Below are 16,341 nucleotides of genomic sequence, written 5' to 3' on the forward strand. Positions count from 1 at the left end.
GGTCCGGGGTCTGGGCCAACCGCCTTCCTTTTGGCATGATCAGGGCGTCTGTCAGCGCGGTCTGCCGAAGGGGGTGTCACGGTGATTCTGACGGTCACGCTCAACACCGCACTCGACATCACCTACACCGTGGGGACACTCACCCCGCACACCAGCCACCGCGTCGGCGAAGTCGCCGAACGCCCCGGCGGCAAAGGCGTCAACGTCGCCCGGGTGCTCTCCGCCCTCGGCCACGAGACCGTCGTCACCGGCTTCGCGGGCGGCCCCGTCGGAGCCGTGCTGCGCGACCTCCTCGCCCCGCTCCCGCCGCGTGACGCGCTGGTGGCCACGGCGGGAAGCACCCGCCGCACCATCGCCGTCGTGGACGCCGCGAGCGGGAACACCACACAGCTGAACGAGCCGGGACCGGTCGTCGCCCCCGAGGAGTGGGCCGCCTTCCTGGAGCGGTACGCGGAACTCCTGCCGGAGGCCGAGGCGGTGGCCCTCTGCGGCAGCCTGCCCCCGGGCATACACGTCGGGGCATACGCCGAACTCGTCCGCCGGGCCCGCGCGGCGAAGGTCCCCGTACTGCTCGACACCAGCGGCGAGCCGCTGCGCCGGGGCATCGCCGCGCGCCCCGACCTCGTCAAGCCCAACGCGGAGGAACTCGCCCGGCTGACCGGCGCGCGCGAGCCGCTGCGGGCCGCCCGCGACGCCCGCCGCCGGGGCGCGCACACCGTGGTCGCCTCGCTCGGCGCGGACGGGCTGCTCTCGGTGGGCCCCGACGGCGTCTGGCAGGCGGCCGGGGCGGGACCGGTCCGGGGCAACCCCACCGGAGCGGGGGATTCCATGGTCGCGGCCCTGCTCGCCGGGGTGGTCGAGAGGATCCCCTGGCAGCAGAACCTGTCCCGCGCGGTCGCCCTGTCGGCGGCGACCGTGGCGGCCCCGGCGGCGGGCGAGTTCGACCGCGCGGCATACGAGCGGCTGCTCCCGGGAGTGAGGGTGAGCGAGCGCGCGGTCTCCGCATGACACCCGCCGCGTACGTCGGTACGGGCGGAACGACCCCGCACCGTCGGGCCGTACAACGGGCGCCCGGTGCCCGGGAAGTGAGAACGGACCATGCCACTCGTCCCCACCGCTGAACTCGTCCGTGCCGCGGTCGCCGAACGGCGCGGTGTCGCCGCGTTCAACGTCATCACCCTGGAACACGCGGAGGCGATCGCCGAGGGCGCGGAGAGCGCGGGCGCGCCCGCCATCCTCCAGATCTCCGAGAACGCCGTCCGCTTCCACGGCGGCGACCTCTCCGCCGTCGCCGCCGCCGCGTGCGCCGTGGCCCGGACATCGAGCGCGCCCCTCGCGCTCCATCTCGACCATGTGGTCTCCGCCGAACTGCTGCGCGCCGCCGAGGGCCACGGCTTCGGCTCGGTGATGTTCGACGCCTCGAAGCTGCCGTACGAGGAGAATGTGCGCGCCACGGCGGACGCGGTGCGCTGGGGCCACGAGCGCGGCATCTGGGTCGAGGCCGAGCTGGGGAAGGTCGGCGGCAAGGAGGGCGAGGCCCCGCTCGACGCGCACACCCCCGGCGTCCGCACGGATCCCGCCGAGGCCGCCGCCTACACCGCCGCGACCGGCGTGGACGCCCTCGCGGTGGCCGTCGGCTCCTCGCACGCGATGACCGAGCGCACCGCCGCCCTCGACCACGCCCTGATCGCCCGGCTGCGCGCGGCGGTCCCGGTGCCGCTGGTGCTGCACGGCTCATCGGGCGTCCCCGACGGCGAGATCCGGGCGGCGGTCGCGGCCGGCATGGTGAAGATCAATGTGGGTACGGCGCTGAACACGGCGTTCACCGGAGCCGTACGGGAGTTTCTGGCGGGCCGTCCCGAGGTGGTCGACCCCCGGAAGTACCTGGTTCCGGCGCGTACGGCGATGGCCGGGACCGTGGCGGGCTTTCTGGGGCTGCTGAGCACCCCGGGCCGGGGCCCGGGCTCAGTGCCCGGCCCGGCGGAGCCCGGTACGGCGGCTCAGAGCGCGCCGTCGCTGACCTGAAGCCAGTCGAGGACCACATCGCACTTGTTGTCCTGCTCGCACGAGATCTTGATCTCGTTCTCGCCGTCCTGGAGCGTCACCGGCGCCCAGGTGGTCTGCCAGTTCTTCTCCCACTCGGAGTCGCTGGAGCTGATGAAGTCCTTGAGCCCCAGCGGGTTGGCGTTCGCCTTGCCGTTGACCGTCAAGGTGGCGTTGGCCTCCTTGTTGGGGATGGCGTAGCGGACGTAGAGCCGGTAGTCGCCCGCGCTGGCGACCTTCGCCTTCCAGGTGACCGAGGCGCCGACGTTGTTGAAGTTGCCGATGAACGCGCCGCCGGTGCCCTGGGCGCCCTCGATGTCCGTCTTCGCCTGGGCGTCGCCGCCGAGGCGCAGGGTGACCGCGTCCTGCTTGGGCAGCCCGGCGGGCTCGTCGTCCTCCTCCTTCTCGGAGGGGTCCGCGCTGGGCTCCGCAGGCTCGGCGGGGGCCGAGGAGCTGGTCTGCTCGGGCTGCACCCCGTTCGCCTGGGTGTCCTTCTCGTCGTCCTTGTCCATCAGGGCGATGGTGATGCCGACGACCACGGCGACCACCACGGCGATCGCGCCGATCAGCAGCCCCTTGGTGTTGGGCCCCCGGCCGCCCGATCCGCGCCCGCCGCCGGCCGGGGGCACCGGCTGGGTGACCGGGCCGGAGGGATGGGCCCCGGGCGCGGCGTACTGCCCGCCGGGTCCGCCGGGGTGCTGCCCGTACGGCTGCTGTTGCTGCTGGTAGTTCTGCTGCGGCGGATACCCCTGCTGCTGGGGGAAGCCCTGCTGCGGATACCCCTGCTGCTGCGGGGCGTGCTGGGGCTGGCCGCCGTACTGGCGCTCGCCGACCGCCCGGACATGGTTGTACGAGGTTCTGGGGACGCCGGGCTGGGGCGCTGCGGGACCCGGGTAGCCGTAGCCGCGGCCGCGGCCCGAGGGTGGTGTCGCGCCTGCCGCGTGCCCGTCCTCGTACAGATACCCGAAAGGATCGTCGTCCTCGGGCGTGCTCGCGCCGTTGTTCCCGGCCGTCATCCCTGGTCCCTCCTCACCGTCGTCAGCCCTACGCCGACGCGGGCGAGCCTACCCGGTTCGGAGTAACGGAATGGGTGACGTTGACCCCAAACGGGGCCATCGTCACAAGACCAGAACATGACAGGCGGTGGTCTCAGCCGGCCCTTCGGTGGACCTTGGACCGGGACCGCTTCTCGATGTACATCCGCTGGTCGGCGGATTGCAGCACTTCCTCGACCGACATTCCGCAACTCGCCCAGCTGATACCGAAACTGGCCCCGACACGCACTCCGCGACCCCCCACCCGGATCGGCAGAATGATCGCGTTTCGCAGCCGGACGGCGAGATCCGCCGCGTCCGCCGCGCCCAGACCGTCGGCGAGTACGACGAACTCGTCGCCGCCGAGCCGGGCGACGGTGTCCCCCTCGCGCACCCCCCGGGTGAGCCGCCGGGCGACCTCGACCAGGACGGCGTCACCGGTCTGGTGCCCGAACCGGTCGTTGATCGACTTGAAGCCGTCCAGGTCGCAGAAGAGGACCGCGAGGCCCTTCGTACCGTCGTCGACCTCGTCGGCGGGCGCGATCGCGTGCACATGGTGATCGAACGCCGCGCCCGCGGGGCCGAAGTCAAAACCGTCCGCGTTGAAGAGCGCGCCGGTCTCCGGGTCGTACCCGGGGTCGGCCGCGCTCTCCTCGCCGCCGGGCGCGGTGGGCGGGCGCTCGCACAGCTTGGAGCTGAGCCGGGCGCGCAGCTCGGCGCTGTTGGGCAGGCCGGTGAGCGCGTCGTGCGAGGCGCGGTGCGCGAGCGCCAGCTCGTGGCGCTTGCGGTCCTCGATGTCCTCGACGTGCGTGAGCAGGAAGCGGGGGCCGTCGGTGGTGTCCGCGACGACCGAGTTCCGCAGGGAGACCCAGACATAGCTGCCGTCCCGCCGGCCGAGCCGCAGCTCGGCCCTGCCGCCTTCGGCGGAGGTGCGCAGCAGGGTGCCGACGTCCTCGGGGTGGACGAGGTCGGCGAAGGAGTACCGCCGCATCGCGGAGGCGGGGCGTCCCAGCAGCCGGCAGAGGGCGTCATTGGTGCGCAGCAGCCGCCCGTGCTGGTCGCCGCCCATCTCGGCGATGGCCATCCCGCTGGGCGCGTACTCGAAGGCCTGGCGGAACGACTCCTCGCTGGCGCGCAGCGCCTGCTGCTCGCGTTCGAGGCGGACGAGGGCGCGCTGCATGTTTGCTCGCAGCCGGGCATTGCTGATCGCAATGGCGGCCTGGGAGGCGTACATCTGGAGGGCTTCCTGTCCCCAGGGGCCCGGCCGGCGGCCGTTGCGCGGCCGGTCGACGGAGATGACCCCGAGGAGTTCGCGTCCGCCGCCGGAGGTGAACATGGGCGCGTAGAGCCGGTCCTGGGGGTGCCACTCGTCCTCGAAGCGGGGGTCGGGGCCCTCGGTGTGCCACTGCGGCACATCGTCCTCGATGAGCACCCAGCCCTCGGTGTGCGGGATGAACCGCAGCTCGCCCCAGGCCTCTCCCATGGAGAGCCGCCGCTCCCAGGAGGGCCTGGAACCGACCCGTCCGGTGATCAGGGCCTCGGCGGCGGCGCTGCCCGCGAAGGCGGCGACGACGAGATCCCCGTCGGGCCGTACGAGATTGACGCACGCCAGCTCGTACCCGAGGCCGGCGACGATGCCGTCGGCGACGGTCTGGAGGGTGTCGGCCAGGCTGCGGGCGGTATTGAGGTCGGCGACCACTTTGTGCAGCTGTCGCAGGGTCGCAAGACGGACGTAGGGCTCCGACTCGGTCTCCATGCTCGCTCTCCCCGAGACCTCGACAGCAGACTCCAGGTTTCTCTTCGGCCTTCTTGTTCGGTCTTCTCGTTGCGGTATCCCGGCCACTGAATCACAGCGAGCTGTCCACTCGGTACACAGGGTCAACAAATAAGCCACTCTGTGACTCAAGTCACATGAGTGTATGGGTGGTCATCGGAGCGGATGGATGCGTTCGCGGCCCGGGAAGGCGTCTCCTAACGCAAATCCAGGCCCCGGCCCGCCCCTCGGCCCGCATTCCGCTTCGCCCTTCAAACTGGGTCTGAAGTCCTAGGACCCCCTTGGTCCCCTGGTCCGATGCGGTCCCGGGCGCGGCACGGCTAGCGTTCTGCGTGTGCCCCAGACGACGATTGCCGCTGCCGGGACCGCCGCGCCCCCGGGCCCCGATTCCGACCCTCTGATCCCTCATCCTGACGGGGTGAGCAATGAGGAGTTTCGTGCGGCCCTGTCCCGTCTGGCCGCCGGTGTGGTGCTGGTGACCGCCCACGCCCCCGACGAGGGGCCGCACGGCGAGGACATCGGCATGACGGCGACCGCCTTCGTCTCGGTCTCGCTCGATCCCCCGCTGGTGATGGTCAGCCTCCGCGAGGGCTCGCGGATGGACGACCTGCTCGCCGAGCAGCCCCACTGGGCGGTCTCGGTGCTCTCCGGGAACCAGCGTCAGATCGCGGGCCGTTTCGCCATGAAGGGCCGGGTCAGCGACCGGCTGCTCTTCGACGCCATCCCCTGGACCAGGGGCGCGTACAGCGGAGCGCCGCTGGTCGGCGACTCGCTGGCCACCCTGGAGTGCCGCACCGAGCAGCGGGTGACCGCGGGCGACCACACCCTGGTCATCGGCCGGGTGCTGGGGGTCGGGGTGCCGGCCGCCGAGGGCGATCCGCTGATGTACTTCCAGGGGAAGTACCGGCAGCTGGGCTGAGCCCGGCCCGCCACGGGCCGCCACGGGCTCCCGGCCCGCTCCGGGCTCCCCGTCCGCTCCGGGCTCTCCGCCCGTTTCGGCCGGGATCACTGCGCGATACATACACCGGACCGGACGCCGGCTCAGCCCCAGTCGCGGCCCGACCGTCCCCGCTTGGTGTCCGAGCGCTGCCGCTTCTCCCGCAGCCGCCGCTCGTTGAGCCCGCGCGGTATCTTCCGCGCCCTGCGCGGCTTCGGCGGCGGAGCCGTCGCCTCCGCCAGCAGCGCCGCGAGCCGTACCGCCGCCGTCTCGCGGTTGCGCCACTGCGAGCGGTGCTCCGAGGACCGGACCGCGACCACCCCGCCCACCAGACGGCCCGCCAGCCGCTCCAGCGCGCGCTCCTTCCACACCGGAGGCAGTGCCTCCGTGCGTGCGAGGTCGAAGCGCAGCTCCACCTGGGAGTCGCTCGTGTTCACATGCTGGCCGCCCGGCCCGGACGACCTGGAGAAACGCCAGATCAGCTCGGCCTCCGGGAGGGAGACGGAGCCTCGGATGACATAAGGACCGGACATACCCCCATCGTCCCGTGTCCGAGATGTTCACGTCATCTCGATTTCCATGGAACTTGTGACTCCCTTGTCTGCGTTAAGACGGTTACCGGCAGCTTCGGGACAGCCTGGGCCGTCGCACATCCGCACACGAAGGGGACTTCCCAATGGCAGTAAGCCTGTCCAAGGGTGGCAACATCTCGCTCACCAAGGAGGCCCCGGGCCTCGCCGCCGTCACCGTCGGTCTCGGCTGGGACGTCCGCACCACCACCGGCACGGACTTCGACCTCGACGCCTCCGCGATCGGGATCAACGGCGCGGGCAAGGTCGCGTCCGACGCCCACTTCGTCTTCTTCAACAACCGGGCCACCCCCGACCAGACCATCGTCCACACCGGTGACAACCGCACCGGCGAGGGCGGCGGCGACGACGAGCAGATCAACGTCAACCTGGCCGGTCTGCCCGCCGATGTCGCCAAGATCGTCTTCCCGGTCTCCATCTACGACGGCACCGCCCGCAGCCAGAACTTCGGCCAGGTCCGCAACGCGTACATCCGCGTCGTCAACCAGGCCGGCGGAGCCGAGATCGCCCGCTACGACCTGAGCGAGGACGCCGCGACCGAGACCGCGATGGTCTTCGGCGAGCTGTACCGCAGCGGCGCGGAGTGGAAGTTCCGCGCCGTCGGCCAGGGGTACGCCTCCGGCCTCCAGGGCATCGCGCAGGACTTCGGCGTCAACATCTGACCCGCCGCGCTCAACGGCACGGCCCCCGGAGATGTCCGGGGGCCGGGCCGGCGGGGGTCAGGAGATCTTCTTCGGGGGGAAGATCCGCTCCCGGAGCTTCGCTATCCGCGACTGGGTGGCGACCAGGTCGAGCGTCTCGAAGGACAGCTCCCACTCCGTCCCGCCGCGCCCGTCATGGGTGAAGCGCTCCACGATCCCGTAGGTCACCTCGCGGGGCGTCGTGGGATTGCCGTTCTCGTCGTCCGGGCCGACCGTCGCATGGCCGACCCACTCCTGGTGGACCGTGCGGCCCTTGCGCACGGTGTTGCCCGGCTCCAGCTTCAGCTGGCCGCGCATCGCGCCGAAGAACCGGCCGAGATACTCCTCGGCACCGGCCGCGCCGGTGATCGGACCCTTCAGACCGGGGCCGTTGAGCCGCAGATTCCGTACGTCCGGCACCAGCGCGGAGACATCACCGCTGTTCCACGCCTGCTTCCGCCGCTCCTTCCACTCCGCCGTGCCCGGCAGGCCCGTCGACCGCTTCCCGACCGCCGCGCCGCCGGCCGCCCGGCCCGCCGCGCCGCCCGAGCCCAGTCCCGCGAAGAGGTTGGGCAGCGTCTGGTCCAGCGGACGGAACAGCTCCGTCTGGTCCCAGAACCGCCGCCCCTGCTCGACTTCGTCGCCGCGGAGCACCAGCCGGTGCATCGTGTAGTAGTCCACTGACACGGCCGGACCCTGGAGCTGCTTGACGGTGCCGGTGTTCCGGGCTTTCACGAAGATCACCCCGCCGTCCGGCGAGGAGGTCACCGAGACCGGCTCGAAGACATAGTCGGGCATCACCTTGAGAACGCCCTCGATCTGCTCCTTGATGACGGTCCTGCCGATCGGCTGGGGGAGGCCGGTGTCCATCAGCGTGCCGTCGGAGGTGAAGAGGTCCATGTAGTTCTTGACCACCGAGGTCTTCTCACCCCAGGCGCAGTACTTCTTGATGAAGGCGACCACGTTCGGCGGCAGCGGGGCCGTCCGGCGGTCCGCCTTCCCGGCCTCGCCGACCGCTCCGGCCAGAGCCGAGGCCGGGGGCGGACAGAGCCTGGGCTCGGCGGGCGAGGCCGACGCCGACGCGGTGCCCGCCCCCAGGGGAAGCAGCGCGGCGGCGGTCACCAGAACGAGCATGGGGCGGATACGGCGCGACATTCGACACTCCGGTCTCTTCGGGACTCAACGGGCCCCTCCGGGCCCCGGGGGGCTCATCTCCGCCCCGCACTCGAAGTCTCGCCGTCGGCCACCCAACCGGTCGATTACATGAGAGGTAATGCGAGGTAGCGAGGGCCCCCGCGCGCTCACCTTCGCGGCCGGCCGTCCCCGTACAGCCACACGTCCCACACCCCGCCGAGATCCCGGCCCGAGAGCCGCTCCGCGTACGCCGTGAAATCCGCCGTCGACGCGTTGCCGTGCCGGTGCTCCTCCGCCCAGCCCCGCAGCAGCCGGAAGAAGACCCCGTCCCCCACCTCCCGGCGCACCCGATGCAGCACCATCGCGCCCCGCCCGTACACCGGAGCCGACGACACCTCGGCCGCCGACGGCGGATCCGCGGGCGGGAAGGCCCAGTTCTCCGCGTCCGCGAACGCCGCGTCGAAACTCTCCCGTACCGGAACGCCCTCGAACTCCTCCGCCCACAGCCACTCCGCGTAGGTGGCGAAACCCTCGTTGAGCCACATGTCCCGCCACGACTTCGGCGTCACCGAATCGCCGAACCACTGATGGGCGATCTCATGGGCCAGGGTCTCCGGAGTGAAGAGCCCGGCCGGGAACACCGGACGGTTCTGTGTCTCCAGGGCGTAGCCCACCACCTCGTCCGGGACCACGATCGCCCCGGCCGACGAGAAGGGATACGGCCCGAAGAGCCCCTCCGCCCACGCCAGCACCTCCGGCAGACGCGCCGACAGCTTCCCCACCGCCGAATCCGCCGTCCCCACCGCCGTCCCCACCGCCGGATCGACCGCCGTGACCACCGGCAGACCGGACGCCGTCCGTGAGGACCGCATCTCGTACGGGCCGATCGCCAGCGTCGCCAGATACGTCGCCATCGGCTCCGCCGACCGCCATCGGTAGGTGCTGCGGCCCCCGCTCGTCCGCTCGCTCGCCAACTCGCCGTTGGAGACCGCCCGAAGCCCCTCGGGGACCGTCACCGCGATGTCGAACGACGCCTTGTCGCTCGGATGGTGGTTCCCCGGGAACCAGGCCATCGAGCCGGACGGCTCGCCCACCGCGAGCGCCCCGCCCGGCGTCCTCAGCCAGCCCTCCTCCGAGCCGTCCGCGTCCCTGATCGCGCCCGGCTCGCCCTCGTACCGCACGACCGTACGGAACTCCCGGCCCGCCGGGACTGCCTCCCCGGGGCGCACCGTCAGCTCGTCGCCGTCGTGGACCGAGCGCGCCCCCGCACCGTCCACCGTCACCGCCGTCGCCGACAGCCGGTGCAGATCCAGATTGAAGACGCGCAGCTCACGAGTTGCCCGGGCCACGATCTCCGCCGTGCCCGCCAGCCTCCCCGACCCCGGGTCGTACTCCAGCGCCAGCCCATAGCTCCGGACGTCGTAACCGCCGTTGCCGAGCCCCGGGAAGAGCGGATCGCCCACCCCCATGACCTCGGGCCCGGCCATGACATCGCCGTGCCCGCCGGCGGCACACCCCGAAAGGAGGAGGGCCGCGACGGCGGGCGGCGTGAGCAGACGCGTGACGGACGATGACCGGGCCACGCGCCGATCCTAGAGGGCGGACCGGGCGGTCGATCAGCGGCTCAGAGCCGCCACGCCCGCCTTCGCGAACTCCTCGTCCTGAGCGCCGCTCGGCGCGCCCGCGACCCCGATGGCCGCGATCGGAGCGCCCTTGACCTGCACCGGAGCGCCGCCGCCCAGGAACAGAGTGCCCGGGATGTCCTTCAGGTTCGGAGTGGACTCCAGCCGCTTCACCAGCTCGGAGGTGGGCGCGTTCCACGACACCGCCGTGAACGCCTTGCGCTCGGCCGACTCGTACGACTGCGGGCCCGCGCCGTCGCCGCGCAGCGTCACCACGGTCTTGCCGTCACGGTCGACCACCGCGACCGTCACCCGCTGGCCGGCCTTCTCGGCCGCGTCCAGGGTCGCCTGCGCGGCCTTCGCCGCGGCGTCCACCGTCAGCCGGGTGTTCTGCTGGAGGTGCTTGTTGGAGAGATCCTTCTGCACCGCGGCACGCGTCTCGGCGGCCGGAGCGGAAGCGTTCGCCGACACCGCGCCGAAGGTACCGGCGCCGAGCGCGGTGGCGAGGGCGGTGACGGTGAGAACGCGGGTGCGGGTCGAGATCTTCTTCATGGTCCTTGGCTCCTTCTGCTGAGGTCCGGCGGGCTTCCGCGACCTTCTGCAATCGATCCTCCGCCCGGCCGGGGCCCGGGACGGTCGGTGTACCGGCTGCTCCGCGCGTGCATGATGGATGAGGCCCGTATCAACCGATCGGCTGATGCGGGCCCCCGACCGCCGGGTCACGATGCGAAGGCGCGACGCAGGTGCGCGCCCGGTACGCCCCAGCACGAACCCGCACGAACCCGTACGCCCCAGCCCGCCCCAGCACGTCCCGCAGGAGAGAACGCCATGTCCCAGCAGCCACGCCCGGGAACCCGCCAGGGCCCCCCGACGCCGGACGCCCGGGGCGCGGACCGGGACGACCGACGGCTCGACACCGTCATGAACACGGCCTTCATCGCCCTGCTCGCCGGATCCCTCATCCGCTATCTGATCAAGCACCCGGAGAGCCCCCGGGTCCCCTGGGTCATCTCCCTCAGCGCCGCCCTCGCCGTGCTCCAGCTCGCCGGCCACCGGCTCACCACCCGCGCCCACGGGCGCGGCGAGCTCCTCCGCCTCGGGCTCGTCGTCGGCTGCTGGGTCCTCATCGTGCTCCTCGCGCCCAGCTTCGCCTGGTGCGCCGTGCCCCTCATCTACACCGGGCTGCGCGCCCTGCCCACCCGGGCCGCCGTCGCCCTCGTCGCCGCCCTCACCCTCCTCGTCATGCTCGCCGAATGGCGGCTGCGGCAGGGCATCGACCCCAACCTCTTCCTTCTGCCGACCGTCGTCGCCGCCCTCGCCACCGCCGTCTTCCTCCATATGCGCCGCCAGGCCGACCGGCTCCGCGACCTCGTCGACGACCTCATCCGCACCCGCCGCGAACTCGCCGCCACCGAACGCCGCGAAGGCACCCTCGCCGAGCGCCAGCGGCTCTCCATGGAGATCCACGACACCCTCGCCCAGAGCCTCTCCAGCCAGCAGATGCTGCTCCAGGCCGCCGAGCGCACCTGGGACAGCGACCCCTCCCTCGCGCGCGGACACATCCGCACCGCCGAGTCGATCGCCGAACGCGGCCTCGCCGAGGCCCGCCGCTTCGTCCACGACCTCGCCCCCGCCGACCTCGCGGAGGGCGGCGGCCTCGCCCAGGCGCTGCGCACCCTCGCCGAGCGCGAGTCCACCGACGCCCTGCCCATCCGCTTCCACCTCGACGGGCCGCCCGCCCCACTCCCCGACCGGGTGCAGTCCGCGCTCCTCCGGATCGCCCAGGGCGCGCTCGCCAACGTACGAGAACACGCCGGAGCGACCTCCGCCGCGCTCACCCTCAGCCGACTGGACGATCAGATCGTCCTCGACATCGCCGACGACGGCATCGGCTTCCTGCCCGTCGAGCGCGCCCCCGGAGTGCGCGGCCACGGCCTCGCCGCCATGCGCGCCCGGCTCCGGCAGCTCGGCGGCACCCTCACGATCGAGTCCGCGCCGGGCGAGGGCACCGTCCTCTCCGCCGCGATCCCCCTTGAACACCCCTCGGAGAACCGATGACCGCCGTACGGATCCTGCTCTGCGACGACCACGCCGTCGTCCGCGCCGGGCTGCTCGCGCTCCTCGGCAGCGAGCCCGACATCGAGGTCGTGGGGGAGGCCGGCAGCGGGGAGGAGGCCGTCGCCATGGCCGGGAAGCTCCGGCCCGACGTCGTACTGATGGACCTCCAGCTGGGGGCCGGGATCGACGGAGTGGAGGCGACCCGCCGGATCGCCGGGACCGGCGTCCATGTCCTCGTGCTGACGACCTACGACACCGACGCCGACATCACCCGCGCCATCGAGGCCGGGGCGACCGGCTATCTCCTCAAGGCCGAGCGCCCCGAAGAACTCTTCACCGCCATCCACGCGGCCGCCCAGGGCCGCACCACCCTCTCCGCCCCCGTCGCCACCCGCGTCATGGACCGGATGCGCGGCGCTGGCCGTCCCACTCTCACCGACCGCGAACGCGACATCCTCGGCCAGCTCGCCCGGGGCCTCGGCAACCGCGAGATCGCCCGCGCCCTCTTCATCAGCGAGGCCACCGTCAAGACCCACCTCGGCCGCATCTACGCCAAGCTCGGCGTCGACACCCGCACCGGCGCGGTCTCCACCGCGAAGGAGCAGCGGCTGCTGCCCTGAGTCCGCCGGGTGGGGGGTGCGGGGTGCGGGTGCGGGTGTCGGTGGTGCGGGGTCGGTGGGTGTGGGGGTCGGGGGCCGCTCCGGGCCCGTGTCCGGGACTGCTTTCCTCACCGCGCTCCGCGCGAGCTGCGCCGCTTTACGTCCCGGACCCGAGCCCTGCGCGTCCCCCTCCACGACAGTCCCCGGCGATCCGCCCGGCTGTTCCGAAAATCTGATGTGAGGGGAGTGCGAAGGCAGTCTCCGACGATCCGCCGGTGATCCGCCCGGGGACCCGAAAACCTGATGCGGGGGGAGCGCGAAGTGGTGAGAATCGGCGTATGAGTGTGAAAATTGAACGAATCAACCCCGAGCAGCTCCACCCCACCCCCGGCTACCACCACATCACCATCGTCGAATCGGGCCGCACCGCCCATCTCTCCGGACAGTGCCCCCTCGACCTCTCCGGAGCGCTCGTCGGCGAGGGCGACCTCGACGCCCAGATCGACCAGGTCGTCGCCAACGCCCTCACTGCCCTCGGCGCGATCGGCGCACGCCCCGAGGACGTCATCCGCTCGCTGATCCATGTGGTCAGCGCCGAGTCCGAGGTCCTCGCCGGCGCCTGGGACCGGCTCAACGCCTCCGCCCTCGCCCCCGCCTTCACCACCGCCTCCACCCTGCTCGGGGCCTTCGGCCTCGGCTACCCCGGGCAGCTGGTCGAGGTCGATCTGACCGTGGCCCTGGCATAGGCGCATCGCGGTGGGGTGCCCGGTCAGCCCGCGACGGCCTCGATCAGGGAGAACGGCGGGGCGTCCGGGAGAGGGGCGACCGAGGCGACGGTCAGGCCCGCGCGTCGGCACACATCCTCGAACTCCGTGCGGGTGCGTTCCCCTGCCGCCCACGTTCACCAGCATGTTCAGGTCGGTCAGATAGATGCCTCCGGGCGGCAGCACCGCGCGGCAGTGGCGGAGGATCGTGACCACCTGGTCGTCCGGTTTCCGCCACCGAGCGGGTGCGACCCCACCTTCAGCGGGCGCGCACCTCCAGCACCAGGCCCTGAGGGCTGTGGAGCATACCGTCGCGGAGCCGCCCGGCAGCGCGGGCGGCCACGGCGGGCAGATCGTCGACCAGGACGACCGGCCGCCAGCCGGGCACGTCCGCCGTGCCGAACTCGGCCTGCTCCAGGCCCAGCACCTCGCGGTAGAAGCGGCGCGCCCCCTCCGGATCCGGGCAGTCCAGGACCAGTGGCCGGGGCTCGTCCCAGCCGGCGAACCCGCGCGCCTGCCAGAGCGAGACCGCCGCGCCGAAGGGATCGACCAGGGTCGCGATCCGGCCCTGGTCGCCCGCGTCGAACGGCGGTACCACCAGCCGTGCTCCATGAGCCGTCGCCGCCTCGGTGCGCCGGTCCACATCGTCCACCGCGAGATAGTGCGCGATGTGCGCCGGAGTGCCGGGCGGATAGACCGGCTGGGAGAGATCGCTGACCCCGCCCACGGGACGGCCGTTCTCATAGATCTTGGTCGCCCGCCGCCAGTCGTCCTCGTCGACGGCGAAGTGCCAGCCCAGCACGGTGGAGAAGAACTCGGCCGCACCGGCCGGGTCATGGGTTTTGAGGTCCATCCAGCAGAAACCGTTCATCCGACGGTGGTACCCGGAGCCGGGCGCGGCGGGCAATCGGTTTTCGGGACCTCGGGAGGATCGCCGGGAACTGCCTTCGCGCTCCCCCCCCCGCATCAGGTTTTCGGGTCCCCGGGCGGATCACCGGCGGATCGTCGGGGACTGCCTTCGCACTCCCCTCGCATCAGGTTTTCGGAACAGCCGGGCGGATCGCCGGGGACTGTCGTGGAGGGGGACGCGCAGGGCTCGGGTCCGGGACGTAAAGCGGCGCAGCTCGCGCGGAGCGCGGTGAGGAAAGCAGTCCCGGACACGGGCCCGGAGCGGCCCCCGACCCCCGCACCCACCGACCCCGCACCACCGACACCCGCACCCCCAACCCCGGTCAAGCGGATCAACTTTCGGGTACGGGAGCACCCTCGCGCTGTACTCGAAGGGGAGCGGCGGGCAGCGACCTCGGGGGGACGCCGCAGGGACCCCGGGCGCGGGAGGGTGGTCGGTATGAGCGGTGACGACGGGGAGAGCGGCCGGATGAAGACGGTGAGCGTGGGGGCGAGCTGGGGGGTCGTGGGGGTGCTCGGCGCGGCCTGGGGGGCGACCGGGGAGGGGGACACGATCGGCACTGAGCATCTGCTTGTGGCGCTGGCCGACGCCAAGGGGGAGACGAGCCGCGCGCTCGGCCACTCGGGCGCGACCGTCGCCGCCCAACTGGCGGTGGTGCGCGAGCGGGAGCGGGTCGCGGGCTCCTGGGTGAGCACGGACGAGCTGGCGGACAGCGTCTCGTCGAAGGAGCTGCTGGGGGACGACGGCGATCGCGGCCGACTGCTCAGCGGGGCCGCGAGCCGGGCGTTCGTCCGCGCGATGGAACTGGCCCGCGAGGAGGGCACGAAGAAGTACGGACCCACGCAGCTGCTGCGGGCCCTGCTGGCCGACGAGAGCAGCCGCGCCGCCGAGGTGCTCCAGATCCTCGGCTCAGGCTCAGCCTCAGCCTCCGGATCCGGATCCGGCCTCCCGGCGGGTGGCGGGCTCGACCCGCTGCTGTGGCCCACCCGCGACACCCTCCTTGGCCGCCGTCCCCCGCGCGGGCTTCCCTTCTGGAAGCGGCTGCTGTTCACCTTCGCCAAGGGGGCCAACCTCGCCTCCCACCCGGTGCTGTGGGTCAGTCTCGACACGCTGGAGCAGTCGCGCGCGCTCGGTCAGGAGGCCGGCACCGAACATGTGCTGCTCGCGCTGCTCGCCACCCATGAAGTCGGCCTGCGCCACCCCCATATGGCGAACGAGGGGCCCGTCGATCCGGCGGTACGCCACGCGGGCGGTGCGAGGCTGGCCGCGATGGGCGTCGACTATGTCTCGGTGCGCCGGGCGATCGAGCGCGACGACTTTGAGCTGGGCGAGGAGGAAAGGGACTTCGGCGCGTTCCTCGACGCGGCGGCGGGCGACGAGGGAACCGGACCTCTCGTGGAAGCCCTCTTGCGGGGCGACACCCGGGCCCGGCGGCTGATCGAGTCGCTGGGGTTCGCCATCACTTCCCGCTGAACCCGACCCCGAAGGGGAACCCCTTGCGCCTCCGCGTCTCCGCCCGCCACGGCCTGGCCACCGCCGTCGCGTCCGCCGCCCTGCTCACCGCCGCCGCACCGACCGCGTCCGCGTCCGCCGCCGCCCCGGGGCAGTACGGTCCCGGACCGTACGCCCAGCTCCACCCGATCGCCTCGCTCTCCGCCGACCGGCTCGCCACCGCCGATCTCGTCGCCGCCGCCAAGTGGGGCACGGGAAGCCCCATCGACGACCCGGCCCGGGAGCGGATCGTCCTGGACACTGTCCGTGAGCAGGCCGAGGACGCCGGGGCCGACCCGGAGGCGACCGTGCGGATCTTCCGGGACCAGATCGAGGCGAACAAGCTGGTTCAGCGCGGACTCCACAGCCTGTGGACGGCCGACCCGGCCAAGGCCCCGGTCGAGCGCCCCGATCTGGCGGAGGTCCGCAAGGAGATCAACCGGGTCAACGGCGAGCTGGTCCGGGCGATCGCGGGCTCGGCGACGGCCCGCTCGGCCCCGTACTGCCGGGGGGTCCTCGCGCTCTCCGCGCTCCAGGTCCATCACGACAAGGGGCTGGACCGGCTGCACGCCAGGGCGCTGGCCCGCGCGGTGCCGTCGGTCTGCTCCGACGAGGACTGACAGAGGCTGAACACGAGCCGTACGGGGCGGGGTTGACCCCGGTGGGACGATCGGGCGCAGACGCAGCCACGGACGGAGGGACACG

16 protein-coding genes and 1 pseudogene are annotated in these 16,341 nt (G+C 72.4%); 9 read left to right on the top strand and 8 right to left on the bottom strand.

Features of this window, described 5'->3' with window-relative positions; translation table 11 throughout:
- Nucleotides 1–81 precede the first annotated feature (81 nt).
- Both IE247_RS21770 and IE247_RS21775 read left to right on the top strand, forming a co-directional pair.
- Entirely contained in the window at nt 82–1,008 is a 927-nt protein-coding gene (locus IE247_RS21770) for a 1-phosphofructokinase family hexose kinase (RefSeq protein ID WP_190124903.1), read from the top strand.
- A gap of 90 nt (nt 1,009–1,098) precedes the next feature.
- Complete coding sequence (locus tag IE247_RS21775; RefSeq protein WP_190124904.1) at nt 1,099–2,025, top strand: class II fructose-bisphosphate aldolase; 927 nt, start codon at nt 1,099–1,101, stop codon at nt 2,023–2,025.
- Here the strand turns inward: IE247_RS21775 and IE247_RS21780 are convergent.
- A complete protein-coding gene (locus IE247_RS21780) occupies nt 2,001–3,059 on the bottom strand; it encodes a CBM35 domain-containing protein (RefSeq protein WP_190124905.1) in 1,059 nt (352 codons plus the stop codon). The genes IE247_RS21775 and IE247_RS21780 overlap by 25 nt on opposite strands.
- Before the next feature lie 133 nt (nt 3,060–3,192).
- The gene (gene cdgB, locus IE247_RS21785) at nt 3,193–4,833 is read right to left on the bottom strand and encodes a diguanylate cyclase CdgB (protein ID WP_190124906.1); all 1,641 of its coding nucleotides are present in this window, start codon (nt 4,831–4,833) and stop codon (nt 3,193–3,195) included.
- A gap of 352 nt (nt 4,834–5,185) precedes the next feature.
- Here cdgB and IE247_RS21790 point away from each other — a divergent pair, with 352 nt between their 5' ends.
- Nucleotides 5,186–5,770, top strand: coding sequence for a flavin reductase family protein (locus IE247_RS21790; protein WP_373305594.1), 585 nt, complete (start codon nt 5,186–5,188; stop codon nt 5,768–5,770).
- Nucleotides 5,771–5,892: 122 nt separating this feature from the next.
- Here the strand turns inward: IE247_RS21790 and arfB are convergent, their stop codons facing one another.
- Nucleotides 5,893–6,321 carry an alternative ribosome rescue aminoacyl-tRNA hydrolase ArfB gene (gene arfB / locus IE247_RS21795; RefSeq protein ID WP_190124907.1) on the bottom strand — a complete coding sequence of 143 codons (429 nt, stop codon included), beginning with the start codon at nt 6,319–6,321 and terminating at the stop codon, nt 5,893–5,895.
- Nucleotides 6,322–6,464: 143 nt separating this feature from the next.
- Here arfB and IE247_RS21800 point away from each other — a divergent pair, with 143 nt between their 5' ends.
- Complete coding sequence (locus IE247_RS21800) at nt 6,465–7,040, top strand: TerD family protein (protein WP_190124908.1); 576 nt, start codon at nt 6,465–6,467, stop codon at nt 7,038–7,040.
- A gap of 57 nt (nt 7,041–7,097) precedes the next feature.
- On the opposite strand, the gene IE247_RS21805 is transcribed toward IE247_RS21800, so the two are convergent.
- The 3 genes from IE247_RS21805 to IE247_RS21815 all read right to left on the bottom strand — a co-directional run bounded on the left by IE247_RS21805 (nt 7,098) and on the right by IE247_RS21815 (nt 10,366).
- Entirely contained in the window at nt 7,098–8,213 is a 1,116-nt protein-coding gene (locus IE247_RS21805; protein ID WP_190124909.1) for a nuclear transport factor 2 family protein, read from the bottom strand.
- 146 nt (nt 8,214–8,359) lie between these two features.
- Nucleotides 8,360–9,775, bottom strand: a complete 1,416-nt coding sequence (locus IE247_RS21810) for a M1 family metallopeptidase (RefSeq protein WP_373305595.1) — start codon at nt 9,773–9,775, stop codon at nt 8,360–8,362.
- Between the two features lie 33 nt (nt 9,776–9,808).
- Nucleotides 9,809–10,366 (bottom strand): GlcG/HbpS family heme-binding protein, encoded by a 558-nt coding sequence (locus IE247_RS21815; protein ID WP_190124910.1) that lies wholly within the window; start codon nt 10,364–10,366, stop codon nt 9,809–9,811.
- A gap of 276 nt (nt 10,367–10,642) precedes the next feature.
- Between IE247_RS21815 and IE247_RS21820 the strand changes: the two genes are divergently transcribed.
- The 3 genes from IE247_RS21820 (at nt 10,643) to IE247_RS21830 (ending at nt 13,217) form a co-directional block, all read left to right on the top strand.
- Entirely contained in the window at nt 10,643–11,872 is a 1,230-nt protein-coding gene (locus IE247_RS21820; protein ID WP_190124911.1) for a sensor histidine kinase, read from the top strand.
- Nucleotides 11,869–12,492: a response regulator gene (locus tag IE247_RS21825; RefSeq protein ID WP_190124912.1), complete on the top strand. Its 624-nt coding sequence runs from the start codon at nt 11,869–11,871 to the stop codon at nt 12,490–12,492. The genes IE247_RS21820 and IE247_RS21825 overlap by 4 nt, the downstream gene beginning before the upstream one ends.
- Nucleotides 12,493–12,809: 317 nt before the next feature.
- Nucleotides 12,810–13,217, top strand: a complete 408-nt coding sequence (locus IE247_RS21830) for a RidA family protein (protein ID WP_190124913.1) — start codon at nt 12,810–12,812, stop codon at nt 13,215–13,217.
- 23 nt (nt 13,218–13,240) lie between these two features.
- Here the strand turns inward: IE247_RS21830 and IE247_RS21835 are convergent.
- Both IE247_RS21835 and IE247_RS21840 read right to left on the bottom strand, forming a co-directional pair.
- Nucleotides 13,241–13,463, bottom strand: a pseudogene (locus tag IE247_RS21835) (methyltransferase); the annotation flags it as partial.
- Nucleotides 13,464–13,494: 31 nt separating this feature from the next.
- On the bottom strand, nt 13,495–14,106 hold the full coding sequence (locus IE247_RS21840) for a VOC family protein (RefSeq protein WP_190124914.1): 612 nt from the start codon (nt 14,104–14,106) through the stop codon (nt 13,495–13,497).
- A gap of 477 nt (nt 14,107–14,583) precedes the next feature.
- On the opposite strand from IE247_RS21840, the gene IE247_RS21845 reads away from it, so the two are divergent.
- Nucleotides 14,584–15,618: a Clp protease N-terminal domain-containing protein gene (locus tag IE247_RS21845; protein ID WP_190124915.1), complete on the top strand. Its 1,035-nt coding sequence runs from the start codon at nt 14,584–14,586 to the stop codon at nt 15,616–15,618.
- Between the two features lie 23 nt (nt 15,619–15,641).
- Nucleotides 15,642–16,256 (top strand): chorismate mutase, encoded by a 615-nt coding sequence (locus tag IE247_RS21850; protein WP_190124916.1) that lies wholly within the window; start codon nt 15,642–15,644, stop codon nt 16,254–16,256.
- Nucleotides 16,257–16,341 lie beyond the last annotated feature (85 nt).

It is taken from the genome of Streptomyces inusitatus (assembly GCF_014651115.1).
GTDB lineage: Bacteria > Actinomycetota > Actinomycetes > Streptomycetales > Streptomycetaceae > Streptomyces > Streptomyces amakusaensis.

Excerpts from the sequence above, each read along its gene's own strand:
- IE247_RS21775 (WP_190124904.1), top strand. The coding sequence starts at position 1,099 with ATGCCACTCGTCCCCACCGCTGAACTCGTCCGTGCCGCGGTCGCCGAA.
- IE247_RS21780 (WP_190124905.1), bottom strand. The coding sequence starts at position 3,059 with ATGACGGCCGGGAACAACGGCGCGAGCACGCCCGAGGACGACGATCCT.
- cdgB (WP_190124906.1), bottom strand. The coding sequence starts at position 4,833 with ATGGAGACCGAGTCGGAGCCCTACGTCCGTCTTGCGACCCTGCGACAG.
- arfB (WP_190124907.1), bottom strand. The coding sequence starts at position 6,321 with ATGTCCGGTCCTTATGTCATCCGAGGCTCCGTCTCCCTCCCGGAGGCC.
- IE247_RS21800 (WP_190124908.1), top strand. The coding sequence starts at position 6,465 with ATGGCAGTAAGCCTGTCCAAGGGTGGCAACATCTCGCTCACCAAGGAG.
- IE247_RS21805 (WP_190124909.1), bottom strand. The coding sequence starts at position 8,213 with ATGTCGCGCCGTATCCGCCCCATGCTCGTTCTGGTGACCGCCGCCGCG.
- IE247_RS21815 (WP_190124910.1), bottom strand. The coding sequence starts at position 10,366 with ATGAAGAAGATCTCGACCCGCACCCGCGTTCTCACCGTCACCGCCCTC.
- IE247_RS21820 (WP_190124911.1), top strand. The coding sequence starts at position 10,643 with ATGTCCCAGCAGCCACGCCCGGGAACCCGCCAGGGCCCCCCGACGCCG.
- IE247_RS21825 (WP_190124912.1), top strand. The coding sequence starts at position 11,869 with ATGACCGCCGTACGGATCCTGCTCTGCGACGACCACGCCGTCGTCCGC.
- IE247_RS21830 (WP_190124913.1), top strand. The coding sequence starts at position 12,810 with ATGAGTGTGAAAATTGAACGAATCAACCCCGAGCAGCTCCACCCCACC.
- IE247_RS21840 (WP_190124914.1), bottom strand. The coding sequence starts at position 14,106 with ATGAACGGTTTCTGCTGGATGGACCTCAAAACCCATGACCCGGCCGGT.
- IE247_RS21845 (WP_190124915.1), top strand. The coding sequence starts at position 14,584 with ATGAGCGGTGACGACGGGGAGAGCGGCCGGATGAAGACGGTGAGCGTG.